Source organism: Rhizobacter sp. LjRoot28 (genome assembly GCF_964253025.1).
GTDB lineage: Bacteria > Pseudomonadota > Gammaproteobacteria > Burkholderiales > Burkholderiaceae_C > Rhizobacter.
Window position 1 is genome coordinate 2,018,749 of sequence record NZ_CAXUQC020000001.1, and the last position, 16,025, is coordinate 2,034,773.

Annotated in this window: 18 protein-coding genes; 14 read left to right on the plus strand and 4 right to left on the minus strand. The window is 70.4% G+C overall.

What is annotated here, in order from left to right; all coding sequences use genetic code 11:
• Positions 1-34 precede the first annotated feature (34 nt).
• The 3 genes from ACSQ2F_RS09335 (at position 35) to ACSQ2F_RS09345 (ending at position 3,177) form a co-directional block, all read left to right on the plus strand.
• On the plus strand, positions 35-502 hold the full coding sequence (locus ACSQ2F_RS09335) for a universal stress protein (RefSeq protein WP_436022024.1): 468 nt from the start codon (positions 35-37) through the stop codon (positions 500-502).
• Between the two features lie 74 nt (positions 503-576).
• Complete coding sequence (locus tag ACSQ2F_RS09340) at positions 577-2,781, plus strand: PAS domain S-box protein (RefSeq protein ID WP_436022026.1); 2,205 nt, start codon at positions 577-579, stop codon at positions 2,779-2,781.
• An 18-nt stretch (positions 2,782-2,799) separates the two neighbouring features.
• Positions 2,800-3,177: a response regulator gene (locus ACSQ2F_RS09345; protein ID WP_436022028.1), complete on the plus strand. Its 378-nt coding sequence runs from the start codon at positions 2,800-2,802 to the stop codon at positions 3,175-3,177.
• Between the two features lie 22 nt (positions 3,178-3,199).
• On the opposite strand, the gene ACSQ2F_RS09350 is transcribed toward ACSQ2F_RS09345, so the two are convergent.
• Together ACSQ2F_RS09350 and ACSQ2F_RS09355 are read right to left on the minus strand one after the other, a co-directional pair.
• Positions 3,200-3,847 (minus strand): response regulator, encoded by a 648-nt coding sequence (locus ACSQ2F_RS09350; protein WP_436022030.1) that lies wholly within the window; start codon positions 3,845-3,847, stop codon positions 3,200-3,202.
• A gap of 190 nt (positions 3,848-4,037) precedes the next feature.
• Positions 4,038-5,624: a bifunctional aminoglycoside phosphotransferase/ATP-binding protein gene (locus ACSQ2F_RS09355; RefSeq protein WP_436022032.1), complete on the minus strand. Its 1,587-nt coding sequence runs from the start codon at positions 5,622-5,624 to the stop codon at positions 4,038-4,040.
• 165 nt (positions 5,625-5,789) lie between these two features.
• Here ACSQ2F_RS09355 and ACSQ2F_RS09360 point away from each other — a divergent pair, with 165 nt between their 5' ends.
• Both ACSQ2F_RS09360 and ACSQ2F_RS09365 read left to right on the plus strand, forming a co-directional pair.
• Complete coding sequence (locus tag ACSQ2F_RS09360; protein WP_436022034.1) at positions 5,790-6,863, plus strand: NAD(P)-dependent alcohol dehydrogenase; 1,074 nt, start codon at positions 5,790-5,792, stop codon at positions 6,861-6,863.
• Between the two features lie 54 nt (positions 6,864-6,917).
• Positions 6,918-7,133, plus strand: a complete 216-nt coding sequence (locus ACSQ2F_RS09365; RefSeq protein WP_436022036.1) for a hypothetical protein — start codon at positions 6,918-6,920, stop codon at positions 7,131-7,133.
• A gap of 80 nt (positions 7,134-7,213) precedes the next feature.
• Here ACSQ2F_RS09365 and ACSQ2F_RS09370 read toward each other — a convergent pair whose 3' ends face one another.
• Positions 7,214-7,642 (minus strand): universal stress protein, encoded by a 429-nt coding sequence (locus ACSQ2F_RS09370; RefSeq protein ID WP_436022038.1) that lies wholly within the window; start codon positions 7,640-7,642, stop codon positions 7,214-7,216.
• A 209-nt stretch (positions 7,643-7,851) separates the two neighbouring features.
• On the opposite strand from ACSQ2F_RS09370, the gene ACSQ2F_RS09375 reads away from it, so the two are divergent.
• The 9 genes from ACSQ2F_RS09375 to ACSQ2F_RS09415 all read left to right on the plus strand — a co-directional run bounded on the left by ACSQ2F_RS09375 (position 7,852) and on the right by ACSQ2F_RS09415 (position 15,480).
• Complete coding sequence (locus tag ACSQ2F_RS09375; protein WP_436022040.1) at positions 7,852-8,694, plus strand: universal stress protein; 843 nt, start codon at positions 7,852-7,854, stop codon at positions 8,692-8,694.
• Positions 8,695-8,832: 138 nt separating this feature from the next.
• Complete coding sequence (locus tag ACSQ2F_RS09380; RefSeq protein ID WP_436022042.1) at positions 8,833-9,144, plus strand: DUF883 family protein; 312 nt, start codon at positions 8,833-8,835, stop codon at positions 9,142-9,144.
• Positions 9,144-9,536 carry a phage holin family protein gene (locus ACSQ2F_RS09385; protein WP_436022044.1) on the plus strand — a complete coding sequence of 131 codons (393 nt, stop codon included), beginning with the start codon at positions 9,144-9,146 and terminating at the stop codon, positions 9,534-9,536. The genes ACSQ2F_RS09380 and ACSQ2F_RS09385 overlap by 1 nt, the downstream gene beginning before the upstream one ends.
• Complete coding sequence (locus ACSQ2F_RS09390; RefSeq protein ID WP_436022046.1) at positions 9,533-9,799, plus strand: hypothetical protein; 267 nt, start codon at positions 9,533-9,535, stop codon at positions 9,797-9,799. The genes ACSQ2F_RS09385 and ACSQ2F_RS09390 overlap by 4 nt, the downstream gene beginning before the upstream one ends.
• Before the next feature lie 98 nt (positions 9,800-9,897).
• Entirely contained in the window at positions 9,898-10,086 is a 189-nt protein-coding gene (locus tag ACSQ2F_RS09395; protein ID WP_436022048.1) for a YgaP family membrane protein, read from the plus strand.
• 34 nt (positions 10,087-10,120) lie between these two features.
• Entirely contained in the window at positions 10,121-11,386 is a 1,266-nt protein-coding gene (locus ACSQ2F_RS09400; RefSeq protein ID WP_436022050.1) for a DUF4010 domain-containing protein, read from the plus strand.
• A gap of 59 nt (positions 11,387-11,445) precedes the next feature.
• Positions 11,446-11,628 carry a hypothetical protein gene (locus ACSQ2F_RS09405; RefSeq protein WP_436022052.1) on the plus strand — a complete coding sequence of 61 codons (183 nt, stop codon included), beginning with the start codon at positions 11,446-11,448 and terminating at the stop codon, positions 11,626-11,628.
• A gap of 105 nt (positions 11,629-11,733) precedes the next feature.
• Positions 11,734-14,409: a bifunctional acetate--CoA ligase family protein/GNAT family N-acetyltransferase gene (locus ACSQ2F_RS09410; protein ID WP_436022054.1), complete on the plus strand. Its 2,676-nt coding sequence runs from the start codon at positions 11,734-11,736 to the stop codon at positions 14,407-14,409.
• Positions 14,410-14,637: 228 nt separating this feature from the next.
• Complete coding sequence (locus ACSQ2F_RS09415; protein ID WP_436022056.1) at positions 14,638-15,480, plus strand: universal stress protein; 843 nt, start codon at positions 14,638-14,640, stop codon at positions 15,478-15,480.
• A 27-nt stretch (positions 15,481-15,507) separates the two neighbouring features.
• Here the strand turns inward: ACSQ2F_RS09415 and ACSQ2F_RS09420 are convergent, their stop codons facing one another.
• A complete protein-coding gene (locus ACSQ2F_RS09420; RefSeq protein WP_436022058.1) occupies positions 15,508-15,930 on the minus strand; it encodes a universal stress protein in 423 nt (140 codons plus the stop codon).
• Positions 15,931-16,025: the final 95 nt, after the last annotated feature.

A 16,025-nucleotide genomic window follows, 5' to 3' on the forward strand; every position in this document is an offset into this window, starting at 1 on the left:
CGAGAATGGAACGGACTTCCGAAAGCCCACTTCCATGTACCAACGCATCCTCGTGCCGTTCGACGGCAGCGCCCCTTCCCGGCGGGGCCTGCTCGAAGCCATCCGCCTCGCCCGCCCGCTGGGTGCCCGGCTGGTCCTGCTTCACGTGGCGGACGCCTATCCGGCCTTGCTCGGCCAGGCACCCGTGTCGGCGCACGCCCATTCGCGCGACCTGTCACGCGCCCGGGCCCAGGCCCTTCTTGACGACGCGGCGGCGACCGCGCTCGCAGCCGGGGTGGAAGCCGACACGGTGGTCCGCGAGGCGGGCAGCGAGTCGACAGCCGACGCCATCCTCGCCCAGGCCGGCGCCCTGCCCTGCGACCTGATCGCCATGGGCACCCATGGCCGCCGCGGCTGGCAGCACGCCGTGCTCGGCAGCGATGCGGAGCAGGTCGTGCGGCGCAGCAGCGTGCCGGTGCTGGTGATGCGCGACATCGAGGATGCCGCCACCAGCCCGGCCTGAGTTCCCCTCGCCCGCCGCCCGCAGGCCCCAGCCCGTCCGCGAGGCCCCGATACACCGGAACCCGAAAGACCGGCATGGCCTTCAGCTTCGACCGCAAGTACCTCTTTGCCTGGAGCCTCACCCTGCTCGTCCTGGGCGCCTTCAGTATCCTGAACCTGCGCTCGACCGCGCAGCTGCGGGCCAACGTTGCCAGCGTCGAGCAGGGCCACCGCGTCATGGCGGCACTTGCTGCCGTCAACCGGTCCTTGCTGGAGATGGAGACCGGCGCCCGCGGCTTCCTGCTCACGGGCGACATCGACTACCTGGCGCCCTACCTGACCGCCATCGAACGCTACGAGCCGGCGATGGACACCTTGGCGCGACAGGTCGGCCGGAGCGAAGACTTCTCCCGCCTCCGGGCGCTGGCGGATCGCAAGCGCCTCCACATGGCGCGCCTTGTCGGGCTCTCCGGCGAGGATAACCTCGGGGCGCTCGCCCTGCTTCGCTCCGGTGCGGGCCGGGCACAGATGGACGCCCTGCAGGCCCACATGGCCACCATGACGGCCAAGGTGCAAGCGCGCCTGGCGGAGCAGCGAACCGCCAGCGACGCAAGCGTTCGCACCAATCAGGCGGTCGGCGCCGTCCTCGGGCTTGCACTCGCCGTGACCCTGGGGATGATCCAGATCTTCATGTACCGCGAGCTGCGCCACCGCCAGCGCATGGCGCAGGCCGAACAGGAAGCGACCCACGTGCTGGAGCAGCGCGTCGACGAGCGAACCGAGGCGTTGCGGCAGGCCTCGCGTGCGCTCGAACTCAGCGAGCGCAACATGCGCAGCGTCTTCGAATCGGTACCTGAATCCATCCTGACCGTGGATGCCTCGCGCAGCATCGCGATGGCCAACCCGTCGGCCGCGGCCGCCTTCGGGGTACCGATCGAGGCGCTGATCGGTACCCCCGTCACCCTGTGGATCCCGCGCCACGGGGATGAGCCGCACCTGCTCGATCCGCCCGGTCCGGAGGAGATCGCCGCGGCGGGCGCCGACCCGGTGCGGCGCATCGCGACCGTCAACGCCCGCCGCCATGATGGAAGCACCTTCCCGGCCGACGCCACCTTCTCCTGCTCCGGCGGGGACGACGCCTGCACCGTGGTGTTGCGCGACATCACCGACCGCCGCCGTGCCGAGGTGGAGCTGCGTCAGAGCGAAGCACGGCTGCGCAAGGTGCTGGCGGTGCTTCCCGACGCGGTGATCGTCCAGGCGGTCGGCCGCATCAGCTACGTGAACCCGGGCGGCGCGCGCCTGTTCGGGGCCGACGAGTCGCAGATCCTCGGCACATCGACCTTGCAGCTCATGCACCCGGACTCGCGCCCACTCGTTCGCTCGCGCATCGACGACCTCTTGTCGGGCGTGCCGGCCACGTCGACGGTGGAGCTGCAGGTCCTGCGATTCGACGGGACATCTCGCACCGTGCTGTCCACGGCCACCGTGATCGATGACCAAGGCTCGCTCGCGATCGTGGTGGTCCTGCGCGACGTGACCGACCTGCGCCGGATGCAACGGGAGCTGGCCACCTCCCACGCCGATCTCCAGCGGTTGGTCGCGGCCCAGGGCCAGATCGCGGAAAACGAGCGTCGCCGCATCGCACGCGAGCTGCACGACGACCTGCAGCAGACCATGGCCGCCATCAAGATGGATCTGGCGGCGGCCACGGATCGGTTGGGCCCGAGCCCCGCGCAGGTGCCTGCACTGCTCGATTCCGCCCGCGTCCTCGCCGATACCGCCATCGCTTCCACGCGCCGCATCATCAACGACCTGCGGCCGCAGATCCTCGACGACCTGGGTCTGGTGCCGGCGCTGCACAACCTGGCCAGCGAGTTCGGCCGACGCAGCGGCATCGAGTGCCGATTTGCCACCAGTGGCACCGAAGACCCCGAGGTGACCGGATCGTCCGAGGTCGCCACCTGCCTGTACCGCGTGGCCCAGGAAGCCCTCAACAACATCGCGAAGCACTCGGGCGCCCGGCACGCGACGATCACGCTTGCAGCCGACCCCGTCGGTCTCACCCTGCGGGTGGATGACGACGGTCGGGGCATCGCCTCCGACGAACGCCGCAAGCTCGGGTCCTTCGGCCTCATCGGCATGCACGAGCGGGTGCGCGGCTTCGGCGGCTCGCTCCTGGTTCATACCAGGCCGGACGGCGGCACACGCGTCGAGGCGGCGCTTCCGGCCCAGGTGGCGCGCACCGACAGCTCAGTCGTTGAGAACACGCAATGCGAACCGGTGCTGGGCGGGCACCATTGAGCCCAACAAGGAGGCCCCGTGTGTGCCACAAGAGTGCTGGTCGTCGATGACTCTCCGCTGATCCAGCACCGCGTGGTGGCGATGCTCGCCGGACTGCCCGGGGTCGATGTCGTCGGGACTGCGGCCAACGTGGAGGCGGCCATCGCGCAGGTCGAGGCCTTGCGGCCCGACGTGATCGTGCTCGACGTGGAACTTGAGCACGGCGGCAAGGGCCTCACCGTGGTGAAGCACGTGATGCGCGAGCATGGCGAGACGCAGGTCATCGCCCTGTCGAACTTCACCTGGCAGGCGATGCGCGAGGCCTACCTGCAGGCGGGCGTCAAGGCCTACTTCGACAAGGCACTTGAGTTCGAGAGCGCACGCGACTGGGTCGCCCAGTACGCGCGCACCCATTGAGGCGCCATCGCAACGCTGCGGGTCAGTTGACCGGAATGCCGTGCTCCATGCCGTAGCGGATGAGCGCAGCAGTGGAGTTCAAGCCGAGCTTGTCGAGGATGCGCCGCTTGTGCGTGCTGACCGTCTTGACCGACAGGTGCAGTTCCTCGGCGATCTCCCCCGGCGGCTGCCCGGCGACGATGCGCCGCAGCACCTCGAACTCGCGGTCGCTCAGTTGTTCCGGGCCCGGGGGAGCGGACGCGCCGCCGTGCATGCCGAGCACCATCTGTTCGGCCAGCGAGGCCGTGACGTAGGCGCCGCCACCGGCCACCTTGCAAACCGCCGCCACCAGCTCGATGCCGGCGCGGTCCTTGGTGAGGTAGCCGTTCGCCCCGGCCCTGAATGCCCGCAGGGCGTACTGTTCCTCGGCGTGCATGCTCAGCACGAGCACGGCAACGTCGGTGTGGTCAGCGTGCAGGCGGTGGATGAGCTCGAGCCCGCTCATGCCGGGCATCGACATGTCGACGATGACGACGTCGACACCGCCGGCGCGAACCCGGTCCAGGGCCTGGAAGCCGGTCGCCGCCTCCGAGACCCGCCAGGGATGGCCGCAGGCCAGCAGGATGCGGGCCAGTCCTTCCCGGACGATGGCGTGATCATCGACGATCAGCACTTCGAGAGAGTCGGTCATGGGGCGATCTTCGTGGCGGTGACCCGATGCTAGCGCTCCGGCGTGTCGGGTGCGCCTCTGCGGTTTGATCCAGCACAAACGCGGCACCGACGCCCGGGATTGACGGATCGGCCGCGTGGGTGGCCGGGCGTGGCTTTCCGGACAGCGGGTGCCGGGGTCGGCACGAGCAGGGCAACGGGCGGGTCGCCGATCAGCCTGCCGAATGGGCCAGCCACGCCGCCGCGATGGACGACAGCGGGCGGGACTCGGTGGCATCGTGCACCAGACAGCGCCGAAGCTCAAGGGGCGTGAGGGGTGACCGTGTCGCGATGAGGCGGTCGAGCACCTGTTCGTCGGCCTCGGACGGGTCGGCGCCCTGCGCCGCCCGTGCGGCCACACGCGCCTGCAGCAGTGCCAGCGGCGCACGGCAGTCGAGAATGGTGAACGGCAGGTGACGCTCAGCCGCCAGGGCCGCGAAACGCGCACGGTCTTCGTGCCGAAGGAACGCGGCATCGGCGACCGTGGGCCAGCCAGCGTCGAGTGACAGGCCTGCAAGCGTCGCGAGCCGCTCGTACGCGCGCTGCTTGCCCGCCCGTGAATAGTCGCGGCGGCCGACCTCGCCGCTGCGCAGCACATCCGAGCGCAGTCGAATGCCTTCAGCCGCTTCGACCAGCGCAAGTGCGGCGACGCTCTTGCCGGAGCCCGGCAGGCCGTGGGTGATCAGCAAGCGCGGATCGCGCGGGCCGAGGGCCAGGTACACCGCGAGGTCCAGATAGGCCGAGGGACTCGGCGCGCAGGTTCCCGCCGCCGCCTCCCGGATGAGGCCGACATGCGCACGCACCAGAGCGCGACTCACCAGCGCGAAGCGCCACAACGGCAGACCCTCGTGGTCGCCGCAGGCGTCGAGCCAGGCATTGAGGAAGCGAAACGCCAGGGGCCGCTGGCGGTGGGCGATCAGGTCCATCATCGCGAATGCGGCATCGTCGGCGATGTCGATCCAGCGCAAGGACGGCTCGAAGTCGATGCCGTCGAAGGCGCACACGTCGTCGCCCAGACGCAGCAGGTTCGCCAGGTGGAGGTCGCCGTGCACCTCGCGCACGAAGCCCGAGTCGGCCCGCTGCTGCCAGAAGGGCGCGAGGCGCGCCGCCTCGACCTGCAACCAGGCGTGCAGCCGGCCGAGGGCGGGCCCCCGCGAGGCCATGCGGCTCGCGACACCGTCGAGCGCAGCCAAGGCCGTGTCGCGCCGGTGCAGCGGCTGGCCGAAGGCGCCATGCGGGTCGGCCCGTGGCGCATCGGTATGGAAGTTCGCCAGCAGGGCAGCCAGCGCGTCGACGTCGTCGGGCCACAGGGTGCCGGCCGCAGCGCATTCGGAGAACAGCGCTCCGGGCGGGAAACGACGCATGCGCACGGCGAAATCGATGACCGGCCCATCGCCGTCGATGTGCGGATCATCGTGCGAGCCGGTGATCCGGCTGACACCCAGGTAGATGGACTGTGCAAGGCGCCGGTTCAGGCGCAGCTCCTCCACGCAGAAGTGCCGGCGGTCCTCCAAGCGCGTCGCGTCGAGGAACGCGAACGCGACCGGCTTCTTGATCTTGTAGGCGGTCGCCGCGGCGAGCAGAATCCATGAGATGTGCGTCTCGATCATCGTCACGCCCTCCCCCTGCCCGGCCAACCGATCGGCAAGCGCTTGCACCATGCGTCGCGCCTGGGCGACTGCGGGCGTTTCATTGCTCGCCATCGTGCGTGTCGTGACGCCGATGACATCGGTTTCGGTCGCGCGCGGAACGCCTGCCATGCGCAAGGCGTCACGTGGAGATCGCGGTCGCCTGGTTTCGGTCATGAAGGGCTCCGATGCCCATTCATTCTGGCGACGCCTCCAGCGCATCCGCTTGAGCCTGCGCAAGGGCGACGACGACCCAAGCCCTAAGCTGCCCGGTATGCCCGAACGCAAGGAGTTCCCATGGCCAAGATGAAAGCCGCCGTGTTCGTCGAGCCCGGACGCATCGTCCTGGACGACAAGCCGGTGCCCGAGGTCGGTCCGCAGGATGCGCTGGTCAAGATCACGACCACCACCATCTGCGGCACCGACATCCACATCCTGAAGGGCGAGTACCCGGTGGCCCGCGGACTCACCATCGGCCACGAACCCGTGGGCGTCATCGAGAAGCTCGGCTCGGGGGTGACCGGCTACACCGAAGGCCAGCGCGTCATTGCGGGTGCGATCACGCCCAGTGGCTGGAGCAACGCCTGCCTGTGCGGTGTCTGCTCGCAGGACGGCGCGGGCACGCCCCACGGCTGGAAGGCCATGGGAGGCTGGCGCTTCGGCAACACCATCGATGGCTGCCAGGCCGAGTACGTCCTCGTGCCCGATGCCATGGCGAACCTCGCGCCTGTACCCGACGGCCTGAGCGACGAGCAGGTGCTGATGTGCCCGGACATCATGTCCACCGGCTTCAGCGGCGCGGAGAGCGCGGGCATCCGCATCGGCGACGTGGTGGCCGTGTTCGCGCAAGGCCCCATCGGGCTGTGCGCCAGCGCCGGCGCCAAGCTGAGCGGCGCAAGCGTCGTGATCGGCGTGGACCGCCTGTCCGGCCGCCTGGAGATCGCCTCCCGTCTGGGCGCCGACCACGTGATCGACGCAAGCCGCGTGGATCCGGTGGACGAGATCATGCGGTTGACCGCGGGGCGCGGCGTCGACGTCGCGATCGAAGCACTCGGCACCCAGGCGACGTTCGAAGCGGCGCTTCGGGTGCTTCGCCCGGGCGGCACGCTGTCAAGCCTCGGCGTCTACTCGACCGATCTCACGATCCCCCTGGGTGCCTTCGCTGCCGGCCTCGGCGACCACCGCATCATCACCACCTTGTGCCCCGGCGGCAAGGAACGCATGCGGCGCCTGATGTCCGTCATCGAGACCGGCCGCGTGGACCTGGGTGCCATGGTCACCCACCGGTTCAGGCTCGACGAGATCGAGGCCGCCTACGACCTCTTCGGCCACCAGCGCGACGGCGTGCTGAAGGTCGCGATCACCCCGTGATCGCGGCGCGGCCGCCGTTGATCCGTTTCCCTTGCCCGACAGCAGGAGCCGCCCATGAGCACCGCCTTCCCTGAACTTCCCTGGACACCCCAAGCCGGCATGCAAGCGATGGTGGACTGGTCGAACGCCCTGACCCAGGTGTTTCTCGAGACCCAGCGGGTGCCCCTGCAGGCCTTGCTGGCCTGGCAGCAGGGCATGGCCGCCACCCAGCAGGAACTCTGGGACGACTGGACCTGCCGGTTTGCTGGCGGCGTGCCGATCGACGGGTGAGGCGAGGCGGCGTCCGCACGCGCAGGACGCACGGTGCACGCCACCGCATCGTCGGGGCCGGGCGTGCCGCCCACCCGCCGCTACTTCACGAGCATCACCGGCACATCCACCAGGTGCACCACGCGCTGCGCCACCGAGCCGAGGAAGATGCCGCCCAAGGCGGTACGGCCGTGGGTGGCCATCGCGATCTGGTCCACGCGCCGCTCCTTGGCCAGGCGCACGATTTCAGCGGCTGGCGCACCGCTCGCCCCTTCGGAGGTCACTTGGCTGAGGCCCACGGCTCGCGCGTGTTTCTCGGCGGCGTCCAGCAGTGCATCCTGGGCGGTCTGCAGCCGCGAGTCGACCGACTCCGCATCGTAGGGCGGGAAGTCACCGTAGTACGACGGCCGCTCGCCGACGTTGACTAGCAGCACCTCAACCGGCCCTGTCGCCATTGACCATTTCGCCACGGCGTCGATGGCCCGAAGGCTCCGCTCGGATCCGTCGACCGTGATCAGCACTTTCAGCATGACAATCTCCTCAGCCCCCCGGGCCCCTGATGTTGGATGGTCGCAGCGCGCGTCGCCCGGGCGCTGCCTTGAAGTCTGTTCGACCGCGGCGCAGACAGCGTTGCGCCGACTCAACGGCTGCAGAATGCGCTCCGGCCTCCGCTGTTACGACTGAACCGCGACACCCGCCCCTTCCCGAACATTCCTTTCTTCAAGGCACCTTCAACGCCATGAACCTGCGCCAGATCCTCGTGCTGCTCGGCAGCGACCCCCGATGCAGCGTGCGCGTGCAGGTCGCGGCCCGCCTCGCCGCAGCGCATGGCTGCGCCCTCGAAGGCCTGGCGCCGACGGGCCGGGCCGTCCTGCCGTCCAGCCTCGGCTCGGCGGCCTGGGCCATCGAGGCCGCCGAGGCGGCTCGCACCGAAGCGCTGTCGCTGGCCGAAGAACAGCTTGCGGCATTCCAGAAGCTGGCGCGCTCCCGCGGGGTGGCAGAGCCGCGGGCCATCACGTCCGAGGGCGACATCAGCGCGGTGCTGCTTCACCGGGCCGCCTGCAGCGACATGGTCGTCATCAGCCAACCGGCACCGGACAGCCCGACCTTGCGCGCCGACATGCAATTCGTGGAACGGATCCTCACCCACAACCCGAGACCGACGCTGGTCGTGCCGGGGCAAGGGCTTGCCGAGCACGTCGGTCGCCAGGTGCTGGTGGGTTGGGACGACAGCCCGGCCGCCGTCCGTGCCGTGACTGACGCCCTGCCACTGTTGCGTCGGGCGCAGGCGGTGACGGTGTGCGTGTGGCACAGCGGTTCGCCCCAGGCCGCCGAAGGGCTGACCGCCCGCCTCGCCGACGTCTGCGACTGGCTGTCGCTGCACGGCGTGCCGGCCCATCCCCGCCTGCAGGCGGGGGGGCGGCACATCGGAGAGGCGATGCTCCAGACGGCCGACGATCTGGGCGCGGACCTGATCGTCATGGGCACCTACGGACACTCGCGCTGGATCGAACGCATCGCGGGCGGGGTCACCAGAACCGCGCTGTGGCGCTCGCCGGTGCCGCTGCTCATGTCGCACTGATCCCCGCCCGGCCTGGATCGGGTGCAGACGCGTGCATGTCTCATCGCGCTTGAGCCCCGTCAACGTGTCGCGGAACGCCTTGCCTACGATGGGCCCCGAGGCCGCGCTGATGCGGCCCGCACCTTCGAGGACACGAACATGAACACCCAAGGCATCAACGGCAAGACCGAACTGGCCGAGAGCCTGCGCCACATGGTGGGCGAGGCCGAGCACTTCCTGAAGTCGGCTGCCGACTCCGGCGACGAGACGTTCGCCGAGGTTCGCGAGAAGGTTCTGCGCCAGGTCCGCGAAATGCGCAGTCAGCTCGAAGCGCTCGAGGACAGCGCTGCCTACAAGGCACGGCAGGCGGTGCGCGCCACCGACCACGCTGTGCATGCCAATCCCTACGGTGCGATGGGCCTGGCTGCCGCGGCCGGGCTGTTGATCGGTTTCCTGGCAGCGCGCCGCTGATGTCCGAGCCTCTTGCCGCCGACGGGCTGCCCCATGCCGCGCGACAGGTGCTCGCCACGCTCGTCGACATGGGGCGAGCGCGCCTCGAGCTCGTCACCGTCGAGGTGGAGGAAGAGCGGTTGCGCCTTGCACAGCAGCTGCTGTTGGCGGCGTGCACCCTGTTTCTCGCCTTCGTGGGGGCCCTGCTCGCAGGCGCCTGGGCGGTGTTCCTCTGTTCCCCGGAGCACCGATTGGCCGCGGCCGGCATCGTGACCGCGCTGTACTTCGGCGGCGCATTGCTCTGCGCATGGCAATGGCATCGCATGGTGTCGCGCCGCACGCCGATGTTCGCGGAGAGCATCGAGGCGCTTCGGCGGGACCAGGCCGCGCTTCGTGCCGGGGGGCCGGCATGAGTCGCGGACTGTCACGCGCCGCCCTGCTGGCGGAGCGACGGCGGGTGCTCCGCCTCGAGCTTGAACTGCAGCGCCACCGGCTCGGACACGACGTGAACGTGCTGGCGACCCGCGCCCGCCCTGGTGCGCTCGGTGCGCTTCTCTGGCAACGGGTCGTCGACCGCGCCGCCCCGGCCGCCAGCTCCATGCGTCCGGCGTGGGTCATCGGGGCGGTCGTGAACGCCATCGGGCTGTGGCGCTGGTGGCGGCGCCGCGGAACGTGAGCTCCGGGCGCCTGAAAAGCGGCCCGCGTTGCGCAGGCTCAGCGTGCCGGCGTGGCACGATGTGAAGATGGCTGCAACGACACTTCGGGGACCTGGACATGGGATCCATCAATGTGGGCTCAGTCGACCGCGCCCTGCGCATTCTCCTCGGGGTGGTGCTCATCGGCTTGGCAGCGGCCGGCTTGACCGGGGCGTGGGGCTACATCGGCATCATTCCGCTGGCCACTGGCCTGATGTCGCGCTGTCCCGTCTACAGTCTGTTCGGCTTGTCCACCTGCAAACGCTGACGGGAGGGTCGCCCTCGCCGGGGCGGGGGCTCTCGTGAGCGCGCCAGAGTTGCTGGCACCTGGTCTGCACGCGCTCGATCTGGCCGTTGCCACCGGCTGCGGCCTCCTCGTCGGGCTCGAGCGGGAGCACCGCAAGCGCCAGGGCGTCGACCAACGGGCGGCGGGCATCCGCACCTTCACCGTGACGGCGGCGTTGGGCGCCCTGGCCTTCGGCTCCGGCGGCGTGCTGCTGGTCGCCGTGGGCGCGGCCTTCCTCGGCGCGCTGCTCGCGGTCGGCTATTTCCGGCGCGCCGCTCGGCACCCCGGCGTCACCAGCGAACTGGCCCTTGTCGCCACCTACCTGGTGGGCGTGCAGGCCTGCCTGTCGCCCGGCATCGCGGCCGCCGCTGCCGCCGGACTGGCTGCCCTGCTGGCCGCACGCGGACGGTTGCACCGGTTCGCCACCGAGCTGCTCAGTGAACAGGAACTCCACGACGGCCTGCTGCTGGCCGCACTCGGACTGGTCGTCCTCCCACTCGTTCCGGACACCCCGATCGCGCTGCTGGCGGGCATCAGCCTGCGCCCCCTCGCCGCGATGGTCGTGCTGCTGCTCCTGATGCAGGCCCTCGGTCACGTGGCGCTCAGAGCGCTGGGCGCGCGAGGAGGCCTGGCGGCCGCCGGCTTCTTCGGGGGCTTCGTGTCGAGTACCGCCACGGTGGCTGCGATGGGTTCGCGGGCCAGGGAGGAACCGGGGCGCCTCACCTGGCTCGCCGGCTGCGCCGGCCTGTCCACCGCGGCCACCTGGGTGCAGGCCATCGCGCTGGTGACGGCGCTCGCACCCGGGCTTGCAGTGGCGGTTGCACCCGCCGCCATCGCGGGCCTGGCCGGCGCGGCGCTCTGCAGCGCAGCCCTGCTGGCGCGCGCCCCGCGCACCGAGACGGCCGATGTGTCCATCCCCCGCGAGGAGAGCGCGCTCAGCCTGCCGGCAGCGCTGGCCATCGCCGGCCTGCTGGGCGCCGTCACGCTGGGAGTCACGCTCGCGCAGCAGCGTTTCGGAGCCGCGGGCGCCATGGCTGGCGCAGCCATTGCCGGACTGGCCGATGCCCATTCGCCCATCGCCTCGCTCGCCGCGTTGGGCGCCGCGGGCGGTATCACCGCGCACGAGGTCGCCATCGGCATGCTGTTCGCCATCAGTGCCAACAGCGCGACCCGCATGGTGGTGTCCTTCGCGACAGGCGGCCGGGCGTTCTGCCTGCGCGTGGCCGCACCGCTGGCGACCGGCGCCGCGTGTGCGTGGTCCTATGCCATGCTCATGCGCTGAGCCGAACCGGGCCAAAAATGAACTGCGGTCGGGTGACCGCCAGAACGTCACCGATCAGCTTGCATCGGATCAAGCGGGACGCGCTGCCCGTCGCCAGCGCTGACCGCATGGACCGCTGGATCGACGCCCTTCCCTGGCTCGTGACCGCACTCGGCCTCGCGATCGCAGTGGCGGCCATGGTGCCGGGATTGCTGGGCTGCTGGCTGCGCTACCCGGTCCAAGACCGCCCCGAACGCGAGTGACCGTGACCTGGTGACCCGACCGCCGGACGGGAGATTGATGCTTGTCAAACGCATGGCGCGGGATGCCGCTACCGTGAACGTCATCCCTTTCCATCCCGTCTTCCCATGAGCGTCCGCCACCTCGACCGCCTGCTAGAGCCCCGATCCGTCGCCGTCATCGGCGCCTCCAACCGCGCGGGCACCGTCGGCTCGACGGTCTGGCGCAACCTCCGGTCCGGCCGCTTTGCCGGACCAGTCTATGCCGTCAACCCCCAGCACCGGCTCATCGACGGCGACGCTGCGTTCGCCCGCGTGGGCGACCTGCCACAGCCGCCTGACCTGGCCGTGCTGTGCACGCCGCCCGCGACACTGCCCGGTCTCATTGCCGAGCTGGGCGCGGCCGGCACCCGCGCCGCGGTCATCATGACAGCGGGGCTCACGGCCGCCCAGAAGCAGGCCGTGCTCGACGCGGCCCGCCCTCACCTGCTGCGGGTGCTCGGGCCCAACTGTCTGGGCCTGCTCACGCCGAGGCTGGGGCTCAACGCGAGCTTCTCTCACACCGACGCGCTGGACGGGGAACTGGCATTCATCTCGCAATCGGGCGCGCTCGTGACCGCGGTGCTCGACTGGGCGAAGAGCCGCCACATCGGCTTCTCACACCTGCTGTCCATTGGCGAACACGCCGACGTCGACTTCGGTGACCTGCTCGACCACCTGGCGAGCGACTCCCGCACCCGCTCCATCCTGCTCTACATCGAGTCCATCGACGCGACGCCGAAGTTCATGTCGGCCGCACGCGCTGCGGCACGCAACAAGCCGGTGATCGTCGTCAAGGCAGGCCGTGCCGGCAATGGGGTGAAGGCGGCGGCGTCGCACACCGGCGCCATGGCGGGCTCCGACATCGTGATGGATGCGGCGATCCGCCGCGCCGGCATGCTGCGCGTCGACACGCTGCAGGAGCTGTTCATGGCGGCCGAGACGCTGACGCGCATGGGGTCCAACCAGGACGACCTGCTGACCATCATGACCAATGGTGGTGGCGCCGGCGTGATGGCGGCCGACTACGCCGCCATGGCGGGCCTGCCCCTGGCCGAGCTGTCCGAGCCCTTGCGGGAGCACCTCGACACGCTGTTGCCCGGCACGTGGTCCGGTGCCAACCCGGTGGACATGATCGGCGACGCGCCGGTCGACCGCTACACCGGCACCTTGCAGGCGCTGCTCGAGACACCCGACACCGGTGCGGTGCTGTTCCTTCATGCACCGACCGCGATCGTGCACAGCCAGGACATCGCGCGGGCCTGCGCCGCGATCGCCCGCCAGCACCCGGGCCGCGTGATGGCCGCGTGGCTGGGCGGTGAAACCATGAATGAGGCGCGCCGCGTCTTCGAGGAGGCCGGCGTGGCCGACTACGCGACGCCCGAGGAGGCCGTGCGCGCTTTCGGCATGCTGCGCACCTACCGCCACAACCAGGCGATGCTGCTCGAGACCCCCACGGCCAGCGAGACGGCGCCGCCGGACACTGCCCGGGCCCAGGCCGTCATCGCCCGCGCGCTGGCCGAAGGCCGTGACATGCTCAACGAGCACGAGGCCAAGGCGCTGCTCGAGGCCTACGGCATTCCGGTCGTCCGCACGGTGGCGGTCCCGGCCGATCCGGCGCTGGCGGTGCAGGCGGCCGATGACATCGGGTATCCGGTCGCCCTCAAGATCGTTTCTCAGCAGATCAGCCACAAGTCCGATGCGGGTGGCGTCAAGCTCAACCTGGCCGACGCCGATGCCGTGCGTGACGCCGCCAGCACCATGCTCAGCCGCATCGCCGTGGCCCGTCCGGATGCGACGCTCGAAGGCTTCACGGTGCAGACGATGGCGGTGCGGCCGCTGGCCCAGGAGCTCATCCTCGGCACCAGCGTCGACCCGGTGTTCGGGCCCGTGCTGCTGTTCGGACAGGGCGGCACGGCGGTCGAAGTGGTGGCCGACCGGGTGATCGGCCTGCCGCCGCTCAACCGCGTGCTGGCGCGCGACCTGATATCGCGGACGCGCGTCTCTCGCCTGCTCGCCGGTTTTCGCGACCACCCGCCGGCACGCATGGACGCCATCACCGACGCGCTCGTCGCGCTGTCGCGCATGCTCGCCGACCTGCCCGAACTGGCCGAACTCGACATCAACCCGCTGTGGGCCGACCACCAGGGCGTGCTGGCGCTGGATGCACGGGTGCGCGTCAGCGCCGCGGCGCCGGGCGGCGCGGCACATTTCGCCATCGCACCCTACCCCGCGGAGCTGGCCGAGACGGTCCAATGGAACGGCGAATCGCTGTTGCTCAGGCCCATCCGGCCCGAGGACTATCCGCAGCATCGTGCCTTCATCGATGCGCTGGATACCCAGGACCTGCGCCTGCGCTTCTTCAGCACCCAACGGGAGTTGCCGCGCAGCGAACTGGCGCGCCTGACCCAGATCGACTATGCACGCGAGATGGCCTTCATCGCGGTGCGAACGGTCTCCGGCGAGTCCCCGCAGACCATCGGTGTCGTGCGCGCGGTGGCCGACCCCGACAACGTCGACGCCGAGTTCGCCATCCTCGTGCGTTCGGACCTGAAGGGACGCGGCCTGGGACAAATGCTCATGCGCAAGATGATCGACTACCTTCGCGCACGCGGCACGCAGCGCATCGTCGCCGAGATCCAGCGCGAGAACACGGCGATGCAGGAACTGGCCCGGACCAACGGCTTCACGGTCGATGCGCAGCGCAGCGATGCAGCCTCCGAGCGCTTCGTGCTCGAACTTCGCGCCCCATCCTCCACGCGTTGAAAGCGGCCTCGGGCAACGGACGCCCTGGCGCCACGCTCAGCCCGTGCGCCGGGCGGCCTGCTGCTCCAGCGCCTGCTGGCAAGGCGCGCAGCGGCGGGCCGCCGGCTCGCATGATCACCCTCGAGGCCCGCGCCCCGGTCGTTCCGATGCCCGGGACGTGATCCGCCTCAAGGCGTGCGCCCGCGACCTCGGTAGATTCCCGAATGAGCCTCACTGCAACGCCACGACATGTACGCGCTGAAATCGATCATCGTCCACCTTGACGGCACCGAGCGCGCTGCCGAGCGCCTGGTGCTTGCCCGCGACCTCGCCCAGGCCCACCGCGCGGAATTGCGCAGCGTGCTGGCCATCGATCGGCGCTTCATGCCGTTGCCGGTGCCCGTAGCCGGCGAGCTGCCGGATGCCCCCTTGCTGGAGGAACCTGACCCTCGCCACATCGAACGCGCCCGGGCCGCTTTCGAGCGCCACATCGGTGGTGGCCCGCTGCGTCCCGGGCTGGAGGTGGCCGACGAGGGGTCCGCCCTGGCGGCCATGGTCCGGCGCGCCCGCCTGACCGACCTCGTGGTGTTCGGCCGGCCCGACCCGGGCGACCCGGCCAACGCGGACGTGCCGGCCGGTCTCGCGGCGTCGGTCATCGTGGCCTCGGGAACCCCGGGACTGGTATTGCCTCACGCCGTCCCGGCCGTGGCGGAACCCGAAACCGTGCTCCTGGCCTGGAACGACACCCGCGAGGCCGCCCGCGCGCTGGCCTCGGCCCTTCCGATGCTGGCACGCGCCCGCTGCGTGCATGTGGCCACCGCGCGCGGCGTTCCGCATGGCGCGGTTGGCGAGCCTGCCGCCAAGGCCGTGGCCGCCTACCTGCGCACCCACGGCATCCTGGCGGTGGAGACGCACCCTGACGTGCCGGTCCAGGACGCGGGCGGTGCGCTGCTGTCCATGGCCGCGGATGTCGGTGCCGACCTCCTCGTGATGGGCTGCCATGGCCGCGGCCCGGCCGCGGAGCGGGTCCTTGGCGGGGCCACGAAAACCGTGCTGGACGCCATGACGCTGCCGGTCTGGATGGCGCACTGAGCGCCCTCGCCCGCCACGCCCGGAGAGTCAACGCACGAGCAGCACCGGCACTTTGGTGCGCGCCAGCACGCCGGTCGTCACGGACCCCAGGATGACGCTGCCGAGGGCCGAATGGCCGTGAGTCCCCATCACGATGAGGTCGTACCGGCCTTGCTCGGCCACCTTGACGATGGCGTCCACCGCGTGGTCGGCCGCATGAGCCGTCTCGACCTTCCAGCCTTGCTGGCGGGCGAACGCCTCGGTGGTGGCCAGCAGCTGCTCGGCCTGCTCGGCGTAGTACGCCTTGAGCGTCTCGCCATCGATGTAGTGGGCCGCACGCGAAGGCACCGGTGCCACCGCGGTGAACAAGGTGTAGGTGTGGCGTGGGCCCAGCATTTCATCATGCGCGGCGATGTAGGCCAGCATGCGCTTGGTGAAGTCACTGCCGTCGACGGGAACGAGGATCTTCATGGACATCTCCAGGTGGCGAAATGCATGAATCGTCCGTCGAGTGCCCCGCCGACGGGTTGACCTCCGTCAACGGGACGGGACAGGCTTCACGCCGG